Annotated in this window: 23 protein-coding genes; 2 read left to right on the top strand and 21 right to left on the bottom strand. The window is 53.2% G+C overall.

The annotated features are described in order from the left end of the window. Positions 1–113: 113 nt before the first annotated feature. The 9 genes from G502_RS0116940 to G502_RS0116900 form a co-directional block, all read right to left on the bottom strand. Positions 114–1,049: a choline kinase family protein gene (locus G502_RS0116940; RefSeq protein ID WP_022729875.1), complete on the bottom strand. Its 936-nt coding sequence runs from the start codon at positions 1,047–1,049 to the stop codon at positions 114–116. Positions 1,050–1,081: 32 nt separating this feature from the next. Then, positions 1,082–2,041 carry a phosphotransferase gene (locus G502_RS0116935; protein ID WP_022729874.1) on the bottom strand — a complete coding sequence of 320 codons (960 nt, stop codon included), beginning with the start codon at positions 2,039–2,041 and terminating at the stop codon, positions 1,082–1,084. A 45-nt stretch (positions 2,042–2,086) separates the two neighbouring features. Further along, positions 2,087–3,343: a Zn-dependent hydrolase gene (locus G502_RS20945; protein ID WP_022729873.1), complete on the bottom strand. Its 1,257-nt coding sequence runs from the start codon at positions 3,341–3,343 to the stop codon at positions 2,087–2,089. Beyond that, positions 3,336–4,094, bottom strand: a complete 759-nt coding sequence (locus G502_RS0116925; RefSeq protein ID WP_022729872.1) for a DeoR/GlpR family DNA-binding transcription regulator — start codon at positions 4,092–4,094, stop codon at positions 3,336–3,338. Before G502_RS0116925 ends, G502_RS20945 begins: the two co-directional genes overlap by 8 nt. A gap of 29 nt (positions 4,095–4,123) precedes the next feature. Beyond that, complete coding sequence (locus G502_RS0116920) at positions 4,124–5,944, bottom strand: dipeptide ABC transporter ATP-binding protein (RefSeq protein ID WP_026989614.1); 1,821 nt, start codon at positions 5,942–5,944, stop codon at positions 4,124–4,126. 17 nt (positions 5,945–5,961) lie between these two features. Then, positions 5,962–6,882 carry an ABC transporter permease gene (locus G502_RS0116915; protein ID WP_022729870.1) on the bottom strand — a complete coding sequence of 307 codons (921 nt, stop codon included), beginning with the start codon at positions 6,880–6,882 and terminating at the stop codon, positions 5,962–5,964. Between the two features lies 1 nt (position 6,883). Then, positions 6,884–7,864, bottom strand: a complete 981-nt coding sequence (locus G502_RS22140; RefSeq protein WP_081649866.1) for an ABC transporter permease — start codon at positions 7,862–7,864, stop codon at positions 6,884–6,886. Positions 7,865–7,940: 76 nt separating this feature from the next. Next, positions 7,941–9,503, bottom strand: a complete 1,563-nt coding sequence (locus G502_RS0116905; RefSeq protein ID WP_022729868.1) for an ABC transporter substrate-binding protein — start codon at positions 9,501–9,503, stop codon at positions 7,941–7,943. Positions 9,504–9,563: 60 nt separating this feature from the next. Next, complete coding sequence (locus G502_RS0116900; protein WP_211217855.1) at positions 9,564–11,066, bottom strand: amidase; 1,503 nt, start codon at positions 11,064–11,066, stop codon at positions 9,564–9,566. 85 nt (positions 11,067–11,151) lie between these two features. Here G502_RS0116900 and hisN point away from each other — a divergent pair, with 85 nt between their 5' ends. Further along, entirely contained in the window at positions 11,152–11,991 is an 840-nt protein-coding gene (gene hisN, locus G502_RS22135) for a histidinol-phosphatase (RefSeq protein ID WP_322098927.1), read from the top strand. A gap of 36 nt (positions 11,992–12,027) precedes the next feature. Here the strand turns inward: hisN and G502_RS0116895 are convergent, their stop codons facing one another. From G502_RS0116895 to G502_RS0116835, 12 genes are all read right to left on the bottom strand, one after another. Further along, positions 12,028–12,837, bottom strand: a complete 810-nt coding sequence (locus G502_RS0116895) for an IclR family transcriptional regulator (protein ID WP_022729866.1) — start codon at positions 12,835–12,837, stop codon at positions 12,028–12,030. A 33-nt stretch (positions 12,838–12,870) separates the two neighbouring features. Then, positions 12,871–14,208, bottom strand: coding sequence for an NAD(P)/FAD-dependent oxidoreductase (locus G502_RS0116890; protein ID WP_022729865.1), 1,338 nt, complete (start codon positions 14,206–14,208; stop codon positions 12,871–12,873). A 3-nt stretch (positions 14,209–14,211) separates the two neighbouring features. Next, a complete protein-coding gene (locus tag G502_RS20940; protein WP_022729864.1) occupies positions 14,212–15,213 on the bottom strand; it encodes an ABC transporter ATP-binding protein in 1,002 nt (333 codons plus the stop codon). Next, positions 15,213–16,223, bottom strand: a complete 1,011-nt coding sequence (locus G502_RS0116880) for an ABC transporter ATP-binding protein (RefSeq protein WP_155957890.1) — start codon at positions 16,221–16,223, stop codon at positions 15,213–15,215. Before G502_RS0116880 ends, G502_RS20940 begins: the two co-directional genes overlap by 1 nt. Then, positions 16,223–17,116 (bottom strand): ABC transporter permease, encoded by an 894-nt coding sequence (locus G502_RS0116875; RefSeq protein WP_081649865.1) that lies wholly within the window; start codon positions 17,114–17,116, stop codon positions 16,223–16,225. Before G502_RS0116875 ends, G502_RS0116880 begins: the two co-directional genes overlap by 1 nt. Further along, complete coding sequence (locus G502_RS0116870; RefSeq protein WP_022729861.1) at positions 17,113–18,054, bottom strand: ABC transporter permease; 942 nt, start codon at positions 18,052–18,054, stop codon at positions 17,113–17,115. Before G502_RS0116870 ends, G502_RS0116875 begins: the two co-directional genes overlap by 4 nt. Positions 18,055–18,130: 76 nt before the next feature. Beyond that, positions 18,131–19,705 (bottom strand): ABC transporter substrate-binding protein, encoded by a 1,575-nt coding sequence (locus G502_RS0116865; RefSeq protein ID WP_026989609.1) that lies wholly within the window; start codon positions 19,703–19,705, stop codon positions 18,131–18,133. Positions 19,706–19,708: 3 nt separating this feature from the next. Continuing rightward, a complete protein-coding gene (locus G502_RS20935; RefSeq protein WP_051152346.1) occupies positions 19,709–20,893 on the bottom strand; it encodes an NAD(P)/FAD-dependent oxidoreductase in 1,185 nt (394 codons plus the stop codon). 5 nt (positions 20,894–20,898) lie between these two features. After that, positions 20,899–22,320 (bottom strand): FAD/NAD(P)-dependent oxidoreductase, encoded by a 1,422-nt coding sequence (locus tag G502_RS20930; RefSeq protein ID WP_022729858.1) that lies wholly within the window; start codon positions 22,318–22,320, stop codon positions 20,899–20,901. Next, the gene (locus G502_RS0116850; protein WP_022729857.1) at positions 22,317–22,610 is read right to left on the bottom strand and encodes a (2Fe-2S)-binding protein; all 294 of its coding nucleotides are present in this window, start codon (positions 22,608–22,610) and stop codon (positions 22,317–22,319) included. The genes G502_RS20930 and G502_RS0116850 overlap by 4 nt, the downstream gene beginning before the upstream one ends. Continuing rightward, positions 22,610–23,317 (bottom strand): SDR family NAD(P)-dependent oxidoreductase, encoded by a 708-nt coding sequence (locus tag G502_RS0116845; protein ID WP_022729856.1) that lies wholly within the window; start codon positions 23,315–23,317, stop codon positions 22,610–22,612. Before G502_RS0116845 ends, G502_RS0116850 begins: the two co-directional genes overlap by 1 nt. Before the next feature lie 508 nt (positions 23,318–23,825). Continuing rightward, positions 23,826–25,253, bottom strand: a complete 1,428-nt coding sequence (locus G502_RS0116835) for a hypothetical protein (RefSeq protein ID WP_155957889.1) — start codon at positions 25,251–25,253, stop codon at positions 23,826–23,828. Positions 25,254–25,591: 338 nt separating this feature from the next. Between G502_RS0116835 and G502_RS0116830 the strand changes: the two genes are divergently transcribed. Further along, positions 25,592–26,422: a Fic family protein gene (locus G502_RS0116830; RefSeq protein ID WP_022729854.1), complete on the top strand. Its 831-nt coding sequence runs from the start codon at positions 25,592–25,594 to the stop codon at positions 26,420–26,422. Positions 26,423–26,520: the final 98 nt, after the last annotated feature.

Genomic DNA, 26,520 nt, shown 5'->3' with positions numbered 1-26,520 from the left:
CGCTATTGGATTAAGCTTTTGAGGACAGGTCAAGCAAACGTCACGTTTCTCTGCCTCCTCTTCCAAATGGTGCAGGAATTGAGACACCGCGTCGTATAACCAAATCCAGGGTATCAGACTGTACGCAACCAGCCTTCCCAGCGAGGATCATGCATCATCTGGCGAGCGCGCATGTGCTTCCAGATTCCGTACTTGTGAAAATCAAAATCCAGCTTCGAAACCTGACTCTGTACCATAGCCCAGGTTGACCACTTAAGATCCGCCAGGGCTTTCCCAACATTCAGGCGCGCGATAATTCGATCATCTACCCTGCCGAAATACTCTTCCAGAAGCTCCATTTCGACAGTGGGCGGAAAGAACATCTCTCCGAACCATAACCCCAACTCATAGAAAGGGTCGTTGTTCGAAGCATACTCGAAATCCACCAGCATGATATTCTTGTTCTCATCGAGCATGAAATTGCCTGCAAGGGTATCATTCATGCAGGGAACCAGATCGAGGCCGGAAGCCTCCAGTGCTTCACGCGCCAATCGATACTGTTCCCGTAACCACCAAATGTCGGGGGGATTGTGCCCTCCCAAATCCTCCACCTGTTGCAGATGCTCCTCGATCATGTCGAAGACCGTCTTTGTAAGGCTCAGAGGCTTCTGTGAATTAAACGCCTTAAGAGCTTTTAGCGCGTTTGTACGAACATCCTCGTCCAGGAAATCATTGTTTGTCGATGTCCTGAATCCCTCGACAAAATGAAAAATCTCGATGCCGTCATCTTCAATGAACTGATAAACTGGCGCACCGAAACCACACTCCGCCGCTTTGACACTGCCGTCGTGCGCGGCGTTTCGATCAATAAACATTTCAGTGCCTTTTCCTGGCACTTTTACAAAATAATCTACCTCACACCCGCTGACACGAACCCGCCAGTTGGCATTGCTGATGCCCCCGTTCACCGGCTCGTAATGAACTTCCTGGACCAACCACTCCGGTATCTTTTGAACTGCCGCTTCCAGATCCTGCTCGGCTTCGTTCTGTGCGTTACCTAGTTTGCGCATGGCAAATACTCCCTGAACTTCTCCTGTTTATTTTATACCTGTCTCAACCATGCTTCGAAGCGGGAGTCGTGCAGACTATACCGTCCACGCAGCAACCTCCACTGACCATACTTGAAGAATTCAATATCTTTTCTTGGAGAACTCGTTGCCATGCAAAGCCCCCATAAACCCCATCTTATGTCATCCGCAATCGCGTAGAGACGGCAACGAGCAAGAACATCCCGCCGAGGCTTCCCCTCAACCAACTCCACAGCTTGTTCCCACTCATCATCAAACTCACAGAGTTCAACCAATGTCGTTGCCACATCGAAATAGGGATCGCTGTTACCTGCTGAATCAAAGTCCAACAACTTGATTTCACCTTCAGGAGTCCGCATGACATTCGAAGCCGCACCATCCCCATGGACAGGCGCACGATCTCGACCAGCTGCTTCAACCGCTTGTTCCGCATAACCGATGTTAAGTTTCAACCACTCGATATCTTCAGGTAATTCAACCTTCTGCCTGTTACAGCTCTCCAAGAGTTCCTGAACTTCTTTGAAAATGTCACGTTCCCTGTTCAGAGCCATTCCTTTATGGAACGCGCGTTTTGAATTAATCAGTTTGCCTATCCTGTCTATCCTCTGAAGGTCGTTGACCCGGCACCATTTCCAAGGAGAGCCGAGATACTCGAAGAGAATGACCTTTTTATCGGGATCATGTGCGAGCACTTCAGGCGCCAGATTATCCTTGGCTGCTTGAGTGCTGGCTTGCAGAGCTGTTTGAAAATCGACATGAGGGATCATGTCTTCGTAGAGAACTTTTGCCCAGACGGGTCCCGATGAGGTCTCCACTCTATACCCTGCCCAATCAGTCGCTCGTCTTATCGGGGACGCGACAGGAACGGTTTCGTTGTCGTATTGTATATCCGAAACCTCGTCTCCCTTGAATGCCTGCAAAGCACCTTCCAGACGTATGTCTTCGTTATCTGACGCCTCTCCGAACTTCCTCATGATAACCTCACTGCACTTTAATTGATTTCCTGTTCGGTTCTCGCTCTACCGTTCGTTCGTTTTATTCCCGATACACAAACCGTGAAGGAGCTCGGCCATGACATCGACACCGGCCGCGAGGTCTTCTGGACGGGTCTTTTCGCCTTCGTTGTGACTGATACCGTCATTGCTGGGAACGAACAGCAAAATTGAGTTGCAAACACTGGCAAGGGAGACTGCGTCATGACCCGCCACGGTATCGATCTCCATGCAATCATAACCAGCTGCCTTGCTGGCCTGTTTTGCAAATTGAACACCCGTTTCGTTAAAATGGAAAACTGGTCTCAAAACGGAATTGACTATATCTGACTTGCAACCAGTCATTAGGCTGATTTCTTCAACCTTCTGGTTCAATTGCTTGTTAAGTTCCCCAAGCAACCCTTCATCAAGTGAACGCAGTTCTACATATGCTTTGGTGAGAGCCGGAACTACATTCGGCGAGTTTGGTTCGACCTCCAGGCGGCCGACTGAGGTATGCAAGTTATCTTCACGCCCTTCAGCCAATTGACGCACAAAGCGGATCAACTCAGCCGAGGCATAGAGTGCATCCCGTCTCTCTGGCATACGGGTGGGCCCGGTATGTGCCTGATTACCATGAAAAGTAACTTGGGCTTTCAACGCCGCCCAATTGCGAGAGACGACACCTATGGGAATCTTGTTTTCTTCGAGTATACGGCCTTGCTCTATATGGATTTCGGCATAGGCGGCGATCTCTTCATCAAACGTGTCCTCACCCAGATATCCGATAGCTTCCAAGGCGGACTGCAGGCTTATTCCCTGGTCGTCAGTGACCGCCAGCATTTCCTGCTTGTCTAGTTTACCCACAAAGCAGCCACTTCCGATCAAACTGGGCTGAAATCGCGCTCCTTCCTCATTTGTCCAATCGACAACGGCCAGGTTGTATTCGGGCACCTGTCCTTCGGCTTCGATACGTCTTGAGACTTCCGCTGCTGCGATTGCTCCAGCGATTACCCCGTAAGTGCCATCCAAGCGCCCACCTTTGGGCTGACTGTCCAAATGTGATCCAACGAGCACCCAAGGCTTGCCCTCGTGCCATTCCTTGAGCCCAAAAATGTTCCCGACCCGATCGATCCGGAGCTCAAAGCCATTGTCTTTAAGCCAACAGCACAGACAGTCCCTGGCTTCACCATCTTCTTGGCTGGCCGCCAGACGTGTAAGTCCTCCCGCGGGCGTCGAACCGAAAACTGATATATTCTCGAAAAGATCGAAGAAATGAGAATGAAGCTTCTCAGGACTATTCATAGACTATCTCCACACCAGCATCCGAGAAGCACTTCAGGTACTCCTCTTTTGGCTTTTTGTTGGTTATGACCCGATCGACATCAGATATTGAACAGGTCCTGATGTGCGTCTTCCGGCCAAACTTGCTGTCATCTGCAAGGATTATCGACTTACCCGACTGGGCTATGACCGCCCGTCGGATTTCCGCTTCATCCTCTTCGTAATCCATGAAGCCGAGTATGGGATCAATTGCGGCGATGCCCATGAACGCAACGTCGTAAAATCGCCAAGATGCTGCCTTGACCGCACTGTAGCCAACGACGGCATTATCGTTCCGCCTAATATCACCAGGAAGTATCGTTACCTTGTTTTCGCTTTTCGAAACCAGTTCGTGAGCGATGTCTAGGGAGTTGGTTACTACCGTAAGGTTATTATATTGAATTAATCTATGCGAGAGAGCGAGTGTAGTAGTACCTGTATCAAGAAATACGGACATACCTTCATGAACACAGCCTGCTGCATACTGGGAAAGCTTTGATTTTTCACGCTGTTTGATGCGACCACGAACATCTATAGGCTGTTCTTCGGTCAACTTCGGCAGAATGGCGCCCCCATGCACACGACGCAAATCCCCTTGTTCTTCCAGATGCTTCAGGTCACGCCTTATCGTCTCGTCCGATACCTGAAGTTTTTCTACAAGATCTGACACGGAAACACGGCGATCGAGCCTGAGAAGTTTCATGATCTCATCCAAACGCGGCTGGCTCAGCATCGGTACAAATTCCAGTTACACATCCAGAGTTAGCCAACCCTCTCTTTATCCAGGAGAAAACAGGCTGCTTCACAGCCACCGCCATAGTCATACAATCCGGGATCCTCGACTTCGCACCGTTGAAACGCGTCGGGACAGCGGGTCCTGAAGCTACAGCCCACTGGCAGATCGATTGGGCTTGGTGGTTCACCCTCAAGCAGAACCTTATCGCTGTCATAGGGATGCTGTTCGAGAGTCGGAACAGCACTTAGCAATGCGCGCGTATAGGGGTGCTGTGGATCGAAAAAAAGTGTATGATTGTCAGCCAGCTCAACCACTTCACCTAGGTACATCACAGCGATGCGATTGCAGGTACGACGCACCATCGCAAGGTCATGAGAAATAAAGATATAGGTTAACTGATGGTCTTCCTGGAGCCGCTCAAAAAGCGCCAGGAGACTGCTTTGCTCGCTTTGATCCAAGGAACTCAACGTTTCATCCAAGATCATCAACTTTGGCTGCAATATGAGCGCACGGGCAATTGCAATACGTTGGCGCTGTCCCGCACTGAGTCCGATGGGTAGCTCATTGTATAGACTGGGAGACAAGCCTACCTCGTTCATGGTATTCTCAACTTCTGCACGAATATCCTTGTCTTTCTTGCTACCGTGTATCCGCAAGGACTCCTCGATGATTCGCCCAATTGCCATGCGCTGAGGAAGTGAATTGTATGGATCCTGCAACAGCAACTGGAATTCGCTCCTAAGCCTGAAGAGCTCCTTTCGACTGATATCTTCAAGGTTTTTGCCTGCAAAGGTAATGGAACCGGTGTCCGGTCTTTCAAGCCACGCCAATAGACGAGTCAATGTAGACTTGCCGCAACCGGATTCTCCAACGATCCCAAAATTTTCACCCGCACGAATATCCAGGCTTACGTTCCGCACAGCCCGAACATGATTGTATGTGGCTAGGGTGCCCTTCTTTTTCGTTTTGTAGGTTCGGCTGGCCTCCGCAACTTCCATGATCACGCCAGCATTCTCGTGATAAATTTTTGGAGGATCTTCAATCGACCAGATTTTTGGCAGCTTCTGGAGTAGATCAATCGTATAGGTATTTTGAGGCCTGGAAACCAGTGCATCTGGTGACTGCTGCTCAATAACCGCGCCCTCGTGCAAGACAATTATTTCATCCGCCACGTCCCGTGCAACCGGAAGTGAAGACGAGATAAAAATAATCGCCGTGTTGAAATCCGACCGTAGCGATTGAATCAATCTTATAATCTGCGCGCCAACTGTTACATCAAGTGGCTGTGTGATGTTATCACAGATCAAAAGCTCAGGATTGCTCAAGAGGGCATCCACGATCATTACACGCTGCATCATGCCGCCCGAAAACTGAAAGGGGTATTCATGAAAGCGTTCAGATGCACTTGGAATTTTCACTGCGGATAGAAGATCAATGACCTTCTTTTCCGCAGCTTGCTTACCCATGCCTGACTTAACCGCTCGGAGTTTTTCCACAAGTTGCGAGCCAACTGAAAGCGTTGGATCAAGCGATGATGTAGGGTTGGATCCAATATACCCGATCTTTCGCCCGCGTACCTCCTCAGCAATTCTCCTGTCATTGGTCAGCAGTTCTGAACCTTTGAACTTCACGGAACCGCCCGTAGCCTTCAAAGGGCTGCTAAGCCAATTGATCAGAGCTCTCGCCAGCACGCTCTTGCCAGAGCCACTCTCTCCGATCACACCAAGAATCTGCCCTTCCCTCACTTCGAAGGAAATATTCTTGAGAACTGGATCGATCCTGTCTGGCCGCTCCACCCCAATCGACAGATTGTCTACGGTTAGCACGTAATCGGCTTTTGGGCTCATGATTGGTCCCCCGTTCATTATTGACTGCCACCGTAGATCTTATTCCTGGCACGTTCGAGCGAGGCTCCAACCAGGTTTATGCTTGTGAGCGAAATAACGAGAAGCAGTCCAGGCATGGTGGCAATCCACCAAGCATTCATGAGGTACTTTCGGGCATCTGCAATTGTATTACCGAAAGTTGGCGTTGGAGGTTGAACCCCCAACCCAAGAAACCCGAGGATTGCTTCGAAAATGATTATCCGGGCAATATCAAGTACAGCTACAAACGCGATTGGCGGTAGCACATTCGGAGCGATCAGAAGCAACATGATCCTCAACTCTGATGCACCGATTACCCGGGCCGCTCGCACGTATTCCCGATTACGTTCGGACATGGCGATGGAGCGAGCAACGCGCGCATAAAGTGGCCAGCCCGCTAATGCTAAGACAACAATGATTGCCGGTATCGTTGGACGGGAGACCCCTAGGATCGTTATCGCCAGAATAATCATCGGGATAGACAGCTGAGCGTCAGTAAGGCGCATCAAGACGGTGTCCACCCAACCGCCCTTAAAGCCTGCTATCAAGCCGATGGCGCAACCGATCACAAACATCAATATCACGGTAGATAGGCCAATAATCATGGAATACTGCAGGCCAATCAATGATCTGACGAGGAGGTCCCGACCCATCTGATCGGTTCCGAATGGATGCAACCAGCTGGATCCCTCCATGGGGATGGGGGGCGTGAATCGCATCTGTATGTTCATGGTTGTGCCATCGTCACCAATGACCCACGGATAAAAAATCGCAATAACTAAAAGAGAGGTAATTATAAAAAGACCGACACGACACTCATATGATTTAAGCGCTGTCTCTATTATTCGGAAAAAAATAGAATCTCTTTTTTTTGAGATGTAATTTTCACCTGATACGTTTCTTTCTTTAATTGCAGACATTTCAGTTACCTAACCTTGGGTCAATCGCAGCCGCAACTATATCTACAAAAACATTAATTAAAACGAAAATAGCAGAAGTAAGAATTGCTATACCTTGAATTATTGGAAAATCTCTTTGTAATACTGACTGTATTGTGAGAAGTCCAATACCAGGGTAATCAAAAATAAATTCTACAACAACTACACCGCCCAATAATGTTGAAAGTTGTATTCCGAGAAGATTAAGGAGTGGGACTGCAGCATTTGGTAATGCATGACGGTAAATAATCTGATTTCTGGGGAGCCCTCTTGCAGGCCCAACTGTCACAAATTGTTCTTGCATAACTTGGCTTACGGAGACGGAAACCGTACGAATGATGAACGGAATAATTTCTACCGAAAGGACCAAAGCAGGCAGAATCGAATAGGCAAAGCCCTTATAACCAATCGCCGGAAGCAGACCTAATTGTACTGAAACTACTAGTATAAGAACAATTCCAAGCCAAAAATTTGGAATAGATACAAATAATGATCCCGTATAGAATGCAATCTTATCTTGCCATTTTCCTGGATTTAACCCAGCCATAATCCCTAGAGGCAATGAAATTATTAATGCAAATATCAATGCTAGGGCTGCCAACTGAAGGGTCAGAGGCAACCTTTCCATAATAATGTCAAAAACCTCTGCACGGTCACTCCGTGTCGCATCATCGAAAGCGGATCCGCCCATGCTTCCGCCACTTGCAGGACGGATAAACGATTGCCCCAGATCGCCCTGAATCAGATTGCCCATATATCGTACATACTGGACAGGTATCGGATCGCGGAGACCCATATCCTCAGCCATCTGTTCGACCAGGTGATCAGGGGCCATACCTCCAACAATGAGCCGAGCTGGGTCACCTGGGACCACCCTTAACAAGGTAAAGATGATAAATGAGGTGATCAGGACAATTACTATACCCTGACCAAGCCGCTTAATAAGCAACCACAAAAGATGCACTTTGAGGGCTCCGAGTAATCTGGATCTGAAGGAGACATCCGACTCGAGGTCTTCCCCCGAGCCGGATTAATTGCTCTCAGGTAAATTCAGCTTCACTAGCGTCCATCTGACCATTGGGGTAGATGAACAGGCCCTCCAGATCATCACGCATTGCGTGAATGAACACAGATGTGAAAAGCGAAAGTGCTGGAGCCTTCTCGGCGATCAGAGGCAGCGTCTCCTCTTTCAGGATCTGCTCGCGGTCCTCCACCGTTTCGGCATTTCTTTCCTTATCCAAGCTTGCATCGAGTTCCTCATCTTCAATACCAGTGATGCGTTTGGAACTTGAATGGAAATGGGTGCGAAGAACCAAGTCAGGTTCAGGAGAACCGGTTGACCACCCACAATCGATCATGTGTCCTGGTCCACCCCCAGGACGATGATAGAGCCGCTCATTCCAAGCGGCGACTTCCATGACATTCAGACGCACGGGAAACCCTTGTGCCTGAAGCATAGTGGTTATGATTTCCCCATATTCCTTCGTTTTGGGATAAAATCCCACCGACGTAATGTACTCAATCTCAGGCAAACCCTCACCATTGGGGTAACCAGCTTCAGCCAAAAGCTGCTGACAGCGCTCAGGGTCAAACTTGGGGTAATTTTCGACCTCGGTATATCCGAACTTCACTGGCGAAATATGCGAATAGGATGCGTGGCCAGCATCACCCAGGATTTCAACCAGAATACTCCGGTCGATTGCATGACAGGCAGCCTTCCGCAGCAATTCATTATCAAACGGCGGTTTGGAACAACGGAACCAGAGGTATTTGTTCTCGACGGAGATGGCTTTATGTAACTTGATACCATCTTCTTGTTCCAGTGTCTGAACCTGCTCCGGCTCCAGACGTTCTATTAGATCCGCTTCGCCATTCATAAGGGCAAGGGCTCGGGTTGTTCCATCCCCCACAAAGCTGAAGGTAATCTGTGGCAGTTTGGGTGCGCCCTTGAAGTAGTCAGGGAACGCCTCAAGGATTGAATCGTCACCTTCCTGCCTGGCAAACATGAAGGGTCCTGTTCCGTTCGGCTTTTCAGAGATTCTACCGCTTTCGATGTCCTTTGCCGACATTATAGGCAAGAAGGATGATAGCAGGACAAACAGGCTCGCCGGGTAATCGTACTCCTCGGTCTTGATATGACAGGTATAATCATCGATTACCTCGACCTTGCACTGACCAGGATACCAGGCAGCGGGCCGGTCTGGCTGAGATGCATACTCATAGGTCGCCTTTACATCACGAGCAGTAAATGGCTCTCCGTCATGGAAGGTCACATCGTCCCGAAGCTTCACTTCAAGTGTATAGTTGTCTAAAGGATTAAGCTCAGTTGCCAATTCCATCTTGAGCTCAGAGGGATCTTCCGGATCCATAGGTGCCCGCGTCAGGGTGCCAAATACAAAGCCCTCCAGGTTGATCTGGGCAAGTGTTGTGTGGGACGAAGGATCCCAGTTTCCAGTCAAGTTCTCAGCAGAGTAAAAAACCAGCGGCTCTCCACTCTGTGCACGGGCGGACGTAAAAAACCAGTCCGGATTGATTTGCATAGCTGCAGCACCGGCACCAAAGTAAGCTGATTTCTTTAAGAAGCCACGTCGATCAATTGTCATTTATTATCTCCCTCCGCAGCTGGGACGATCCCAGCTGCCTCCTTTGCTGTTGATGGATTTTTATTTTTTATTTTCATGTCCACTCATTGGCGGAACACGATTGCGCCAGGGTCGAGCCGCTTCGAATGTGGCGCTGAAACGAAGCACACCAGCATCATCAAAACGCCGACCAACGACCTGCAGGCCGACTGGCAAGTTCCCGTTCCAGCCACATGGAAGGCTGGCTGCCGGGTTTCCAGTTAGATTAAAGGGATAGCTAAATGGTGCCCAACGCGCCCAAGCAACAGGACTTTTGCTTTCAATATAGGGGCCTGTATCCGGACCATTCAGCTCCGCAGAAAATGGTGCTATGGGAACTGATGGCATCACTAGGAAATCATAGACCTCGAACAAGCCCTGCACGAGGTTGGAGAAGAGGGCACGAGACTTTAATGCCGCAATAAAATCCTTCGCGCCAATTTTCTGAGCTTGCTCGACCAGAAAGCGGAAACCGGGATCCAAATCCTCCCGCCTGTCCTTAACCAGATCGCCATAGGCAATGCCACGCCCCCCGACCCAGATTGTCTCAAAAGCCGTAAATGGGTCAGCCCAATCAAGATCCAACTCATCGACCGAGCAATTTAGATCATGCTCGATTGTGCGCACTGCTTCCTTTACGCGCGCCTCAACCTGAGGATCCACCACCGCACCAAACAAACTCGGGATATACGCAACCCGCGCCCCCTCAGTTGGGCGCTCTATCTCCTTGGCATAGGACAGGCCATCATCGGGTAGGCAGCCGTGATCCAGTGCGTGCGGCCCCTTGAGAACATCAAACAACAGTGCACTGTCCTTGACAGATACTGTCATGGGACCTGCATGGCTGAGCGTTTCTGTGGCACTCCAAGGCCAGACTGGAATCCGACCCAATGTCCCCTTCATCGAATAGATGCCGCAGAACGAGGCTGGAACACGTACAGACCCCCCACCATCTGATCCAATTGCTGCTGGTACCATCCTGGCAGAGACTGCAGCGGCAGAGCCACTGGATGACCCTCCTGATGTTAGCCGCTTATCCCACGGATTGCGCGTGGGGCCAAATAGGGAGGATACACTGGAGGCCGTCCAACCAAACTCCGTTGTTGTAGTCTTTCCAACGGTGATTGCTCCCGCGGAGATAAGGCGCTCCACAATTGGCGCGTCCTTATCTGGCACAAAATCTTGGAACACTTTGGAACCACGGCTGGTTCTCACACCTTTGGTGTACAAAAGATCCTTTAGGGCAATTGGAACTCCATGCAATGCACCTACTGGCTCTTTCCTCGCAATTGCCCTTTCGGCTTCTTTTGCCTGGGACAATGCCTGTTCGGCAAATACAGCAGCAAACGCATTGATTTCCGCATCACCCGACTCAATGCGCTCCAAGCACATGGCCACAAGATCAACAGGGGAAACTTCCTTGCTCCTGACCATATCGATAGATTCGGCCAAGGATGGAAACTGTGGTATTTTTGTATTTTTTGACGATGCCACTATATCGCCTCCCTTTTTATAAAAGGCTACGCATTTAGTTTTTGCGGTCAAGAATTTTTTTGGATATTGTGGAATTTATGGATTTTATATGTGTTTCCACAATCTCACTCTCTTGAGAAACACGGAACACATCATCATGCCCATAGCAGCGGGCATTAAGACGTTAGGAATTCGGGGGTCTTTTATGGGTGTATTTAAAAACAGTGAATTGCTTCATGCGTATACAAAATTCTCTAATGAAATATCTGATAAATCTAGAAATATAATTATGCCGTATTTTCGAAATGAATTGAAAATTGAAAACAAAAAAGATAGCTCACCTGTGACGCAGGCAGATAAGAAAGCTGAGTTATTTTTAAGAAATGAAATAAAACAAAAATTTCCACAAGATGGAGTATACGGAGAAGAATACGGGTATGATGAAGGATCTTCTGATTTCACATGGGTAATAGATCCAATTGATGGAACAAAAAGCTTCATAAGTGGAATGCCATTATTTGGAACTCTCATTGCTCTCCTTCATAAAGACACACCCGTTCTTGGGATCATAGATATCCCTGCCCTTGATGAGCGTTGGTTTGCTGCACAAGGGGAAGGTACACTCTTCAATGGTAATCCTGTGAAAACGCGCGCTTGTTCTTCCCTATCTGACGCGGGTTGCCTCACAACTACGCCATTTAACTTCACAGGGCATGATAGTGAGAAATATGAGAAAGTGGCGGGTACCGTTTCCTGGATGCGCTTTGGTGGGGATTGTTACATGTATGGTCTACTGGCTTCTGGATTTGCGGACTTAGTCTTTGAAGCCACACTACAACCCTATGACTATCTCGCACTTGCTCCCATTATCCAGGAGGCTGGCGGCAGTATCACTGATTGGCAGGGTAAGCCGCTGTCTCTTAATTCATCAGGTCACGTCATAGCATCTGGTGACAAATGCGTTCATGAAGAAGCCCTAACAATACTGAGAACATGATGAAGAAATTAATCTTCATCGCGCTTGAATCAGGGCTCAAGTGAGCATACTGCTTGCTAAGTTAATAGAGGCCCGTCCGATCATTGGGTCCAGCGGATTTGCGCCACGCTCAATGATCAGTGCTTCTTCTGAAAGCTGCGATTTCATTTGCTCTCGTTTACTTTCTGATAGGCGACTGCTCAGAACACAACAGCTTATGGCGGCTACGGCCCTGTTATTTCTATCCATAACCGCTTTTCCCAAACCCGTATATTCCGGCAGAACACGACTACCAGTTCCTCGCGCAAAGCCACTGTTAATCACCTGCCGCAACTCATTCAACAGTCGCTCCCTTTCGATGCCGTACTCCTTTTCCAGTACAGGGAGATTGTGAGAGATGATCTCATCCTGCTCGGCCCTCGACATGCGCGCCAGAATCGCGATCGAGGCCTGGCCAAGGCCCAGGGGAACCCGTCCGCCAATGCCACGGGTATAGCTTCTGACGGGGTAATCTCCATCGCATATATCCAGGCAAACCACATCATAACCATCCGGCACAAACAGGAAGAAACTGTCCCCGAACTGACCGGCAAGCCTTAATAAGCTCGGCCGCGCGAGCTCCCGCAGATGGGATCGGTTGCTGGCGGTCGCCCCCAATGTCAGGAAAGTCAGTCCCAGATAGTAGCTGCGTTTGTCCTGCCCCATGGCCAACAAGCCCTGATCAACCAGTGTGCGCACTATCCGGTAGGCGGTCGCCCGATTAAGACCAGTCCTCAGAACGATCTCACGCAAGCGGCATGGCGCCCCTTCAGCCGCAGCGACGGCATCCAGAATTGCAACAGCACGCTCTATGACCTGAACCGACACTCTATTCTTCCTGTGCTACTCTGACCAAGTGAACTACCGAAAAGCTTCGCCGCCATGCAGGCGATCTGCAAGCCAGTCCTTTGTGCGGTTCCAGGTCATCACCACGGGGTGCAGGGATGCAAGGCGGCCGGAAATCTTGTTTACACCCTGGCGCACCGGCAATGCGATCTCATCCGACGACGCTCCCTCCAGAAGCCGCGCCAGTTCGACACCGGCCGCGCTTGCCGTCGGAACGCCGCGCCCGGAAAAACCAACGCACGCCCAGAGTCCTTCTTCCAGGTTATGTACCTGGGGAAGTGTCAGGGGCTGGACGTCCAAACGCCCGGACCAAGGATGACGGAATGTGACCGTCTCAATCTGCGGGAACATCCATTTCGTGCGCGCTTCCAGCCACCTCGCTGTGGGCTCCGGCTCTCGACCCACCCGGCCGGCGGGATAAACCGTGGTGACCAATCGATGGTCATCTGTCCACTTGTAGAGGATCGGATCCTTATGCGTATCGACGAGTGTCTGGTCGTCAGGAAGGATCGACTGCCGGAGCTCGGAAGGCAGAGGCTCGCTTGCAAATCCCATGATCGGCACCGGATGAGTGGCACCCTTCAGAAGTGCGCTGGCCGGTCCAACGGCATACGCACCAGTGGCAAGAAGGGCCTGATTGGCCCGAACCCGACCCTGCGGTGTGCGCAGTTCCCAGGATTTGCCAGTCCGATTCAATTCCAGAAGAGGTGTCTCCTGATAGAGACGGGCTCCCTCCTGTATGGCTGCCCGTGCCAGGCCTCGTGCATAGGCCGTCGGGTTAAGGTGTCCGCCCTGCTTCAGAAGCCATCCACCATACGCCCGGGGGGAGCCGGACAAATCCTGTGCGGATTTGGCATCCAGAAGCTCTCCTTCCAGGCCAAAACCTTCATAAAGTGACTTTTTCTGCCTGAGCTCATCGAGTCTATGTGGTCCGTGCGCAATGCGCAGATAGCCGTTGCGCTTTGCTTCACAGGAAATCTGGTATTTTTCGATCAGCGAAAAGACGCGGTCGGCCCCTGAGACTTGTAGCCGGGTCAGCTGGTCCGCCTTCTCGCGTCCCAATCGCTGGCGCAACTTGTCGGGTGAAGTCAGATGGAAGGTCGGTGTACAGTGCCCTGCATTGCGACCGGAGGCCCCAAATCCGATGAAGCGCGCCTCGAGAACCACGCAGTCGATCCCTTTACGGGCAAGCTCAATGGCCGTGCTGAGGCCTGTATAGCCGCCCCCGACGATCGCTACGTCGCATTCGATATCTTCTTCCAGGGGCACCGCCTCGGGACCAGGCGGTGCTGATTTCCACCAGATACAGTCTTCCTGGTCTTCAGGGATATGGCCCAATTGTTCCTTTGGCATGATCTAACTGACCTCGGCCTTCTCTCCCGTGACCGCCGGATCATGAAGGTGACAGGCAACATGCCGCCCTGACATCACCTCCCTCATTTCCGGGTAGACTTCCCGACAATGCGGCATTGCCTTTGGGCAGCGGGGATGGAAATGGCAGCCTTTCGGCGGATCCAATGGTGAGGGAACTTCGCCCGCAACCTTGACCGTTCCACGCGCAGTTTCAGGATCCGGTGATGGTGAGGCTTCTCTGAGCATCTGTGTGTAAGGATGCAGCGGTTCATCCAGCATCTCGCGCGTCGGCCCGCTTTCCACGAGCCGGCCCAGATACATGACGCTTCCACGCTGACAGAAATAGCGCAGGACGCCCAGGTCATGGGTAATGAATAGGAAACTCAGGTTGCGCTCGGCCTGGAGCTTCTGCAGCAGAAGCAGGATCTGCGCCTGAATGGAAACATCCAGAGCCGATACGGCCTCGTCAGCGACCAGAAATTCCGGCTCCAATGCCAGGGCACGTGCAATACCAATGCGCTGGCGCTGCCCTCCACTGAATTCATGGGAATACTTTGTGGCCGCTTCCGTTGGCAGGCCGACACTGGTCAAGAGACTAACGACCCTCTCAGGAATCTCTGCGTCCGGGACAATGCGGTGAACCCTCAACGGCTCCGCCAGCAGGTCACCCACAAGCTGTTTCGGATTGAGCGATGCATAGGGATCCTGGAAGATGATCTGTATGTGGCGGCGCAGCTCGCGCAATCGCTGCTTGGAGGCAGAGGTCACGGACTCGCCCTTGAACTCAACCTCTCCGGAATCAGGCTCGATCAGGCGCAGCAAAGCACGACCGGCCGTCGACTTTCCACAACCTGACTCCCCCACGAGCCCGTAGGCTTCACCTTCCTGCACATCAAAGGAAATACCATCCAATGCATGCAGCTTGGCCTTACGCCCGAGAAAACCGCTGCGAGAGGCAAAAGCTTTCCTGAGTTGGTTGACCTTGAGAAGAGTCTTTCCGCTCATCACTGCACCTCCCCCAGCGCATTATCCTCATAAAGCCAGCAGCGCACCTCAGTGGAGCCCACCTGGAAAGCAGGGGGCGCATCCTGCCGGCACCGCGGCATGACATGGGGGCAGCGATCGGCAAAGCGACAGGCTTCAGGGAAATTCGTAATCGATGGCACCTGACCGGGAATAACCTGAAGCTCTTCCTTGTCACTTCCGACGGAAGGAATGCTGTGCAGCAAGGCCTGGGTATAGGGGTGGCGTGGTTCCTTGAAGACGGTTTCCACCTGAGCAATCTCGACGACTTCGCCGGCATACATCACCGCTACACGATCGGCCACGGCCGCCACGACTCCCATGCTGTGGGTTATGAAGATAACCGACATCTGATTGCGCTCGCGAAGCTCCCGAAGCTCAGAGAGCACCTGGGCCTGGATCGTCACATCAAGCGCTGTTGTGGGTTCGTCTGCCAACAACACACTGGGTTGGCATGCCAGAGCCATGGCAATGACAACGCGCTGACGCATGCCACCACTGAATTGATGGGGGTAATCTCGATAGCGTTGTTCCGGTGCGGGAATTCGGACGGCCTCCATCAGCTCCAGGGTCCTGCGCTTGGCCTCGGAACCAGAGACCTGCATATGGCTGGTGATGGCCTCGGATATCTGGTCACCAACCCGCATGACGGGGTTCAATGCCGTCATCGGTTCCTGGAATATCATCGCGATGTCTTCACCGCGGATCTTCTGGAACTTGCGATCAGGCAACCCGACAAGTTCCTGCTCCTTGAACTTGATGGACCCTTTGGTGCGTGCCCCCGGCCCATCGACTAGGCCCAGGATGGATCGACAGGTGATCGATTTTCCGCAGCCGGACTCTCCGACCAGGGCCAGTGTTTCATCGGCCTTGAGTTCAAAGTTGATGTTCCGTGTTGCCGCCCGCCACTGGCCGGCAAGACGGAATTCAATACGGAGATCCTCGACTTTCAGGAGCGTATCATCAGCAGCAGAAGTCTTGCTCTCAGCCATCATTTCTCTCCCTTCAGTCGGGGATCGACGGTATCGCGCAGACCATCCCCAAGCATATTCAAGGCGAAGACGAGAACGAGGATGGCAAGGCTCGGAAAGACCACGAGCCAGGGAGAGTCGAGAATATTCTTGAACCCATCCCGGATCATGCCGCCCCAGGTTGGCGTTGGCGGGCGCACACCCAGACCAATGAATGCAAGGGACGCTTCTACGCGAATGGCTGTTGCCAGCCACAGAGACCCCATCACGAGAACCTCCGGAAAGATGTTCGGCAGGACGTGGTGATACATAATTCGCAGATCGGAGTAACCGAGTGCTCTGCCTGCCTGGATGAAGTCCCTTTCCCGCAGGGACAACGTGGGCGCGCGCGCAATCCTTGCGAACTGGGGGATCGTGGTCAGCGCAATGGCTATGATGAGATTCGGCATGGTCGGACCGAGAATGGCCACGATCATGAGCCCCAGAATGAGTGACGGGAAGGCCAGCAGCACATCCGTAATCTGGGTTACCAGCTGGTCGACTTTGCCACCATAGTAGCCCGCAAGCACCCCCATGGCGGTTCCAACAATCATCGCAAGACCGACCGACACCAGGCCGATAATCAGCGAGATCCGCGCTCCATAGAGAATGCGCGAGAAAATATCCCGGCCTGCGGCATCCGTTCCCATCCAATGCTCAGCGGATGGTCCCTGGAGGCGAAACAGAATGTCCTGCTGAACCGGGTCATGCGTAGCAAAGACAGGGGCCAGCAAGGCCGCAACAAGAATGAGAAGAAAAACGCTCATGCCGATCAGGGAATTGGTGTTTCCCATGATGGCCGACAGCACGCTTTGCGCTGCATGACGCATCCGCGCTGACCGGCTTACTGCCGGATTGTAGGATGTTGTACTCATTGGTATTTCACCCTGGGATCAAGCAGCCCGTAAACCAGGTCCGTTGCCAGGTTCACCAGGATCACGAGCAGGGTATAGAGAACCATCAGGCCCTGGAGCATGGGGTAGTCACGCTGGTTCATGGAACCAACAATCAACTTTCCGATCCCAGGACGGTTGAAAACGATCTCGGTCAGAACCGAATTGCCGATTAGAATCCCGATATAAAGGCCTATCACGGTCACAACGGGAATAATGGCGTTGCGCAAGGCATGGCGCCGGATGATCAGATGCCGTGCAACGCCCTTTGCACGGGCCGTCTGAACATAATCTTCTCCCAGAACCGCCAGCATCGAAGAGCGAGTCATGCGCGCGATATAGGCCGCCATCAGGATGCCAAGGTTCACTGTGGGTAGCGCGAGGCTTAGTAGCCGTTCTTCCAGACTTCCATCACGCGCGGTGCTCAAGACCGGAAACCAACCCAGCCAGATAGCAAAAACCAGCAGCAGCATGATGCCCGAGACGAAAGCCGGAAATGACAAACCCAACAACGAGCCAACGCGTGTTGCGTAATCAATAAAACGATTTCTATGAAGCGCCGCCCAAATACCGAACGGAATGCCAAAAACAGCACCGAACAGCAAAGAGGCCGCTGTCAGCTCCAGTGTATAGGGCAAGACTTCTAGAATGGAGTTCAGCACAGGCTCACGCGTATAGAGCGATGTTCCCCAGTCCCCTTGGGCCAGCCCTGACAGGAAATCCAGAAACTGCTGATAGAGGGGTTGGTTGAGACCAAGCCTGTCTCGCAAGGCATCAATGGCATCCTGACTTGCCTGATCACCCAGCATCAACTGAGCGGGATCGCCGGGAATAACCCGGGCAAGCATGAAGACAAGCAGCATGACAGCGAACAGCGTCACCATCGCATAGGAAAGCTTGATGGCTACGTATCGAAGCATATCCGGAATCCTCCAGAATGGCCCGGACACCCGCTCTTAGAGACGGGTGTCCGGGACCTGCACAAGTGCACCTGGCTTAGTTGACTTGACTGTTCTCAGTCAGCGTCGGACCCAGGCTGAGGGATCCCTGTAGTTCTTCATATCCAAGGTCCACACGGTCGTTGATGACCCACATCTGCAGGGCTTCGTAAACGGGAACCGAACAGACTTCATCGGCGATCAGTTCCTGAGCTTCTTCCCAGAGTTCGATCTGGCGCTCCGGATCCGTTTCGACCCGTGCCTGCTCGATCTGTTCGTCGGCAACATCACAGTGAGAGAAGTTGGTCACGGCCCCTTCCGTCCCGACGATGCTGTCTGAATGATAGAACTGCGTCAGATAGACATCGGAGATCGGAAAACGCGCTGCCGCATAGAGGACAACCTGGCTGCGATCATCGCGGATCTGGCTGTGGAAGGTCGCATGCTCAACGATATCGAGCTCCAGATTGATATTGGATTCCGCAAGCTGGCCCTGAATGACTTCCATGGCTTCCTGCATGGTTCCCAGGGATGTCTGGATCGCCGTCAATTCGATGCCATCCGGATGGCCAGCTTCCTCAAGAAGCTCACGGGCCCGCTCGGGGTCATAGCTGTATTTGTCATCCAGATTCTTGTGCCCGAGGTAGCCCTGCGGCACAGGAGAAACGCCTGCACGCACGACTTCCTCACCACGGAATTCGACCATCAACTCACGGGGTATGGCATGCATGACAGCCTGTCGAACCTTCGGATCATCGAGAGGCGGCTTGGTCATGTTCAAGTGAATGGTATAGAGTTCAGCCGGTTCCATGGCGATTACCGAAGTCTCCGGCAATTCGTTCATCCGGTGATACCATTTCTGATCCGAACTGCCGTATGCCATATCCAGTTCGCCGGCTTCATAGGCCAGATCCCTGGCTGAGGTTTCCGGTATGAAACGATAGTCGATACGGTCGATCTTGGGTTCCCCTCGGAAGTAATCCGGGTTCGCAACCAGAGTTACCGATTCCTGTTCGGCATAGTCCGAGAACATGAAGGGGCCCGTGCCGATCGGATTCAGGGCAAAGTCTTCACCCATCTCTTCCGCTGCGTCCTTGCACACCATGTTGCCCGCATGAACATTGATGAGCATGCCCAGAAGACTGGGAACCGGCTCGCTCAGATTGATTTCCAGGGTGTAATCATCAAGAGCTTCCACGCTTTCGAAAGCATCAAGGTCCGAAGCGAAAGCCGAAATATCGGGATCCTGGGCACGGCGTAGCGAATAGACCGCATCCTCTGCCGTGAACTCGCCGTATTCGCCGTGGCACTGGACGCCTTCACGCAGGTTGAAGGTCCATGTCAGTCCATCTTCTGAACTCTCCCAGCTCTCAGCCAGATCTGGTTCGATGAACTCCGGATTTGCCTTCCCTGGTTCAATCCGGACGAGTCCGTTGAAAATCCAGCCAAAGAGCGCTTTCTCCGGTGTGCCCGTTGAGACATGGGGATCGAGACGACCGGCATCTGCAGTTGCCATGCCAATTCGCAGGACCTGTTCATCGTCCTGCGCCTGGGCTGGCAAGGCAGTCCCGACACCAGCTGCTAATAGCGCCGCAAGAGATGCGGACTTCATGTATCTGTTGGTTTGTTTCATTCCTTACTCTCCCTGTTGTGAGGATTGCTCTGATTGGGATGTCTTCCCACCGCTCGCCTCATCCTGGACAAAGCGGGTGATGGATAGCTCCTTGATGGCCGTATCCGTTCGTCCATCAAGGATCAGGTCGCCGAGTACGGCGCCTACCGCGGGTCCTAACTGGAACCCGTGACCGGAAAAACCGAAAGCATGGAAAAGCCCCGGTGTCGTGCTGCTCGGACCCAACACAGGGATGCGGTCCGGCATCAAACCGTCTATGCCGCTCCAACTGCGAATGATCCTGGCATCAGCCAGGAACGGCATGGCCTTTATCAGATTTCGCGAAGCCAATTGACTGGATGAAGTTCGGGGCCGTGTTCGAACCCCTTCGAAATCCACGATGCCGCGTGTTCCGCCCCCGAAGATGACATTGCCTCTTGGAATCTGCCGGGCATAGATATCACCGCCGCACATTCCGAAGCTGACCGTAATTCGATAAGGCAAGGGCTCGGTGACCTGCATGTTCGGGGCAAGTGGCGTCTCTTCCACGTACTCCCCGAAATGCGAAGCGATCTCTGCACCCCAGGCTCCTGCCGTATTGACCAGAACGTCGGAATGCACGCTCTGCCCGTCCGCGAGATCGATACGGAACCTGGAGGCTTCCTTCTCCGTCGATATCACTTCGGCTTCTTCAAGGATATCGGCACCAGCCGCCTCAGCCGCGCGAGCAAAATAAGGCGCAACCAACCTTGGATTGGCCTGCCCGTCCTGTGGCATAATCGAAGCGCCATAAAGCGAGGAATTCAGATAGTCATAGCGATCATGCAGCTGGTTTCCGCTGATCAGTTCGACATCCAGTCCAAAGTCTCGCGCTGTGCTTGCCCAGGCCTCCAAGTCCTCCATATCTTCCGGGGTTCTCGCGAGCTTCACATGACCACTGGCCTCAAATTCGCAGTCATGCCCTACCAGGCTTGGAAGCTCATCCCATATCTTCCGAGCCCGTATCGACAAGGGGATTTCTGCTGGGTGACGACCCTGTTGTCGGACACCGCCATAGTTGACACCGGAGGCCTGACTGCCGCACTGCCGCCTTTCAAAGAGAACGACCGAGAGCCCTGAACGCGCGAGGAAGAACGCTGTCGAACAGCCTGCGGTTCCTCCACCGATTACCGCAACGTCATAGGCTGGCTTGAGCGCGGGCTCAGACATAGCGATCATTCCCGCCACCCCTCTGGATCAGGCTCATAAGCCTCGGCCATGGCATTCATGGGCACCGGCTTGATGGGGGGTTGGCTTCGCTGCCAGCCGATCGTCTTGGGTCCCTGCCCCCGCTCCATCTCGACAATGGCCTGGACATTCAGTGCGCACATGCGTCCCTGGCAACGTCCCATACCGGCGCGCGAAAAGGCCTTGGCGCGATTAACGTCACCGGCACCCGGGGTCTGGACAGCAGCCCTGACCTCTCCGGCCGTCACAACCTCACACCGGCAGACGACAGTAGAATCAGCCACATTCTTGAGCAGATGTACCGGTACGGGATACATGCGGTCCAGCGCTGCGCGCAGGTGCCATTGTCGGTTCAGGCTTCTTCTCAGACTTGACCGCCGTGCGGCATCTATTTCCAGGCCACGATCTTCCAGTGCGGCCAGAGCCGCAAGTTCACCGCGTATTTCAGCGGCATCCGCGCCGCAAATGCCAGCGCCATCACCTGCAAGATAAAGCCCTTCAACGAAGGTCCGGACTTCATCCTGGAGATCAGGGACCCACTGCTGTTGCCGATCCGACCATTCGAGCTTCGCCCCGGCCAGCTCCGCCAACTGCCATTCAGAACGGACGCCGAACCCCATGCCTGCAGCCTTACAGGGAATGCGATGGCTGGTCCCGCCGGCAACAAAACGAACCACAGTCAGTCCGCTCTCAGGATCCCCCTCAAAGCCAATGTCATGAGCGCCGCGGTAGATAGGAATATTCTGACGGTAAAGTGACAGGATGAAACCGAGGCCTCTAAACACAAAGGAGGGCTCGCGTATCAAGCCGCCGACATTCCGGAACTGCGTGCTCCAGGAAGACGTCTCGATCACCGCCTTCACGTCTGCGCCTGCCTTGGCATATTGCGACGCAACCAGGTACAGTAGTGGTCCGGCTCCTACAAAGACCACGTCCTTCCCGATCAGACTGTTATGGGCTTTGAGCGCGATCTGCGCTCCACCGAGAGAAAAGACACCCGGCAGGTTCCAGCCCTGAAGCGGGAGCGTGCGATCCGTCGCACCCGTGGCCAGAATCAGCTGGGACGCTGTCAGACGCCCTGCAGTGCCATTTGCCTCATTATAATAGTCGAGCGCTTGTCCTACGACATTCCAGACCAGGGTTTGTGGGCGATAGTCGATATCTCCGGCGATATGATCGAAGGCCTCGTGCACAGCCCGAGCCTTTGCGGCCTCGCTGCCATAGAGGTCTTCATGACTGCGGCCATCTTGGGCAAAAGGCTGTCTGTATATCTGCCCACCCGGCTTGAGGCCCTCATCCAGAACAATCGGCCGGAGACCTGCCTTCACAAATGTTTCCGCCGCACGGACACCGGCCGGCCCGGCCCCAACGATGACGGGTTGCGTCTCGGCCTGGGAGGAGGTGCTCATTCCGCCTCCTCCGGGATCTTGACGTGAACGCCGTCCTTAAGCGGGGTCGTACAGGCCCGAACCTTCCGGCCATCCTCCAGAGCTACCCAGCAATCCTGGCAGGCTCCCATCAAGCAGAACCCCGCACGCAACCCATCACCGAATTCCGATCTCCTGAGTACGGGGGCGTTAGTCAGGACAGCTGTCAGGAGGCTGTCCCCTTCTCGCCCTTCGACCTTCTTGCCGTTGATCTGAAAGTTCACCTTCCGGCTCGGGACCGTTGCGTCGAGGTGGAGCAGCCGTGCGGGCATCAGTAGAGGTCCTCGCAACGGCAATTCACGATAAGCTCGGCGACGTTCGCCTCGTTCGGCAGGCGCAGGACTGTACCAACCAACTCCGCCAGGTCTTCCGGAGAGGTCATGTCATCCTGAGCGATCTTGGTGACCTCGGAGGTCAAGTCTGTCCTGACGAAACTCGGGCAGATTACGCTCGCGCGCACACCGTCGTCCCAACCAGCCTTCCTGAGTGCATGGGTCATGGCCACGACGGCATGCTTGGACATGGCATAGGCCACATTGTCGTTCTTGACCCGTTTTCCCGAAAGCGAGGAAATATTGATGATGCGCCCTGCACTGGAATTACGGAGATGAGGCAAGGCCAAGCGAGCCAGGCGAAGCGGTGCCTTGACGTTTATCTCGAAGGTGCGATCGAGATTGGCTTCGTCCGCATCCTCGACTGTAAAAGGCAGTACAACGCCGGCATTGTTCACCACGGCATCGATACGTCCCCACTGCGAAAGCGTCTCTTCAATCCACGCCTGGTCACTGCCCGCAGCTTCTGCGTCATATCGTGAATGGAGAACTGTCTCGCTGGCCTGAGCGACCTGATCGAGATCCGTCGGGGTTCTGGCGCCAAGGCTGACCCGCCATCCATCACTGAGCAGCTTGCGCGCAATGGCCGCACCAATTCCTCGCGACGCACCTGAAATCAGCGCAACCGCCCCCGCACGTTCCAGCATATCCCTCACTGCCTCCTTTTTTTGGGAAGCCTGAGCATTTGTTTCGAGGGAGTCAGCGAAAGTGGAAATTCAGTTCACATTATGAGCGAATTATATTTTTCGCATCATATTGTGATGCATTCTGGAGTTCTGGCGACGTCGTATTCTTAAGATCGGGTGGAGATCCTGCTCACGCACTGCAGGAAACCTATCGTTAACGGTCGAAATACCCGAGCCAGCAAACTGATTGAAACTGATCTCACTGCCCACAACCGTTAGCTTGAATTCCAAACCCCTGAACAAGAAAATAGTTATAAATAATTGTAATATATACTTAATTTTCAAAAGTCCCGAAACTTTGGCGGCGCGCGTCGGCTTTTGCAGGCAAAAGGGGAACGGCTTCGCCGTTTTGTGCGGAGTTCAGGGGGTTCAGCACTGCTCAAAGAGAAGTGCACAAGTCCAAGTTTTTCACCCTTGCCCCTTCAGGGGTAGACAAGGGCTTCGCCTTATCCAAGCGTGACAGACCTGTCTACGCCACTTTCCGGGTTTGTTCCTCTCTGATCGAGATCGCGGTTTCCTCCGCTTCCACAGGACGCTTGTGAAGCCCATTCTTGTACCACGTGCTGCGCGACATCCCATGAGCTTCCCAAGGCTTCTGCCTGCTCGCCGAATTGGCTTCATAGTCCGCTCGTGAACGCTGGCCACGCTTTCTGCGGTGACGCTCCTGTCTTTGCCGATTCACCTCCCGCCGGTGACGCTGGCATTGTTCGGGATCCGGATTGAGGTGTACCAGACCCAGGCTTTGCGCCTCCTCAGCGGTAATCCCCAACCCCTGAAGGATCCACGCCTTGGACAGCTTGTACCGCCCCTGCCCTTCGGCTGGGTTGTTCATGCCATTTGTAGCTTCACTGTATGCTCGCTCCGCCACAGTCTGAGTGACCTTCCGGACACGATCACGTGTCCAGCCCGCTATATCGAGGAGACCGCTTTCCGTGGCAAAAACAAAGATGGAATTCGCGAGAAGTGAGGGTTCAACCAGCCAGGCAAGCGAGCAAGCTGCGCAGAAGAGAAAATGATCTCGCTTGCCGTCCGGGATCTCACCCTGGCTCAAGGCCCACCGCTTCAATTCCTGAAGACGCTCACTGTGGAGATTACGGTGCGTGCGTTCGGATTTGAGCTCTCCAGTCTTTGCTGTCTTCGATTTCCGGGGTTTCCGTGACCGCCTTGGAGGCAAAACATCCTGCGCAATGTCATCCAGGCTGCGGTCTTCAATTCCGTTTGGGTGGCACCAGAGCAACCTCACCTTCCGGCGGCGTTTTCTATTCTTTGTACCCGGAACTCGACAGACGGCAGCCGCATGTTTCTGGCTATAATCTGAACCGAGTGGGTAAAGGGCTTTATGCAGCCTGTCCTGCACCTGTCGCCAGCGCGTGATGGCACCATCTCGGTGCTTTTCCGCGCGCGCCGGAACCGGGTTGATCATCCAGACGGCAAGCAGGCCTTTGCCGCTGCACATGATGAAAGACGGCGCCGGGAGGTTCTTGTCCTGCAACCTCTCGAGCACAGCTTGTGCTGCGTCTTCTGGCTTCAGACGCGGGCGCTTCTTGTAGTAATCGATATCAACGTGAAACGCCTGTATTTGGCTAACAAACCGCTCCTGGCGTTTCCATCCCCAAAATCGATGCAAACAGACATAGATATCGCTCTCCCTCTTGAACTCCGAGAATGCTGCTTCAACCTCGTGGAATTCTCCTGGGTTATGGTTCTCGAAGGAGTCCGGGTACTTGCGCGCCCAGGCCACCTTTCCCCTGACATCCTCGTGTCCATGGATCAAACGCAGGAAGTCAACAGGGGATTTGAAGCACATGCGCAATGAAGCTGCAGTATGATGATGCGGCTTACGATATGAGGGTCTGTCATTAACCTTGCGCTGTTTTCCGCTGGATCCGGTCTTCATCTCGAGTCCCTCTGATTGCTGGTGAAAGACTCGATAGAATGCGGAGCGTTAAATTTCTGTATGATGTTCCGAAAATTTTATGCATTGATGGCATTGAAAGCAGGTTTGCTTCAAAAGGACCGATAAACAGTGCATGGAAGTGGCTGGTCCCAATATCTCCTGATCGTTCCGGATAACCAGCACATTAGAGTGCGCCACACATTCCTGGTCCTATCTTGTGCCGAGCTCTTTTGACTTGCCTGCGTTCGCTTACCTGTAATCCCGCAACCCGAGGTGATTGCATTTCATTGGTTCATGCACCCATCATGAAATGGGCCTGCCTTTCGCCGGGAGATCTCATGAGTACGTCCTTCAGCCTGCACGACGACCGTCGTCTTCAGCTATTCCGTGACACACTGTGGACTCTGAGAACCACGCCCGACCAGCATTCGCAGCCCAACCTTCTTGATGCGAGCTCCGCGCGGACCTTTGCATTCTTCGAAGCCCTGTTCATCAATGCACTGGAGGGGATTGCGTTTCCCGTCGAAGATGCAAGAGCCCTTCTGGATGGATCGCGCAAGAGCAAGCAGTCACCAGAGGAGATGGGGCTGTGCGGGACCTTCGCGTTCGCCTGCAAACAGCTGGAGGACTTTCGCTGGCCGAAAGAGGATCAGGCTGGGCTCAATCTCATCCGCAGCTGTCACGGTCAGGTGGAACAGGGCAATCCCGAGGAAACCCCCGGCGACTTCCGAACCGTGACAACCCGCTTCGGCAGCACGGTGTTTACCCCACCCGAGGCGATCGAGGGCACCCTTCTGGAGGGGATGGTGGAGGCATTCTGTCTGGAAATGCCGATATCCCGCGCAGCCGCCATGCTCATGGTCATCACGGAAGTGCAGCCCTTCTTTCATGGATCAGGCAAAGTGGCCCTTCTGATGATGAACCGACTCTTGCTCGAGGCGGGGGAATTTCCGCTCATCCTGCCGCCTGCCTTGACATACTACTACTTGGTTGCCCTGAAGCGACTGTCCCAGAAGCAGGATATCAGCCCACTTCTTCGGGTACTCGGCCATGCCCGCATCCTGAGCGCCCGGTTGCCCTGGCAGGACTTCGACAGCGTCCATGACCAACTCAGAAAAATCGGAGCCCTGGAGCGCAGTTACGAGGCTCGTTTGGTCCTGCCGGAGTGACGGTATGAAAGCTCAGATTACACTGGACTGTGTCACCAAGGTATGACACAAATTGATCAATGATTTCGGCGTCTTATTGAAATCACTGACCTTTGCGG

The organism is Fodinicurvata sediminis DSM 21159, assembly GCF_000420625.1.
GTDB lineage: Bacteria > Pseudomonadota > Alphaproteobacteria > Kiloniellales > DSM-21159 > Fodinicurvata > Fodinicurvata sediminis.
Note: the sequence above shows the minus strand (reverse complement) of the source record. Positions and strands in the feature narration are given on the sequence as shown.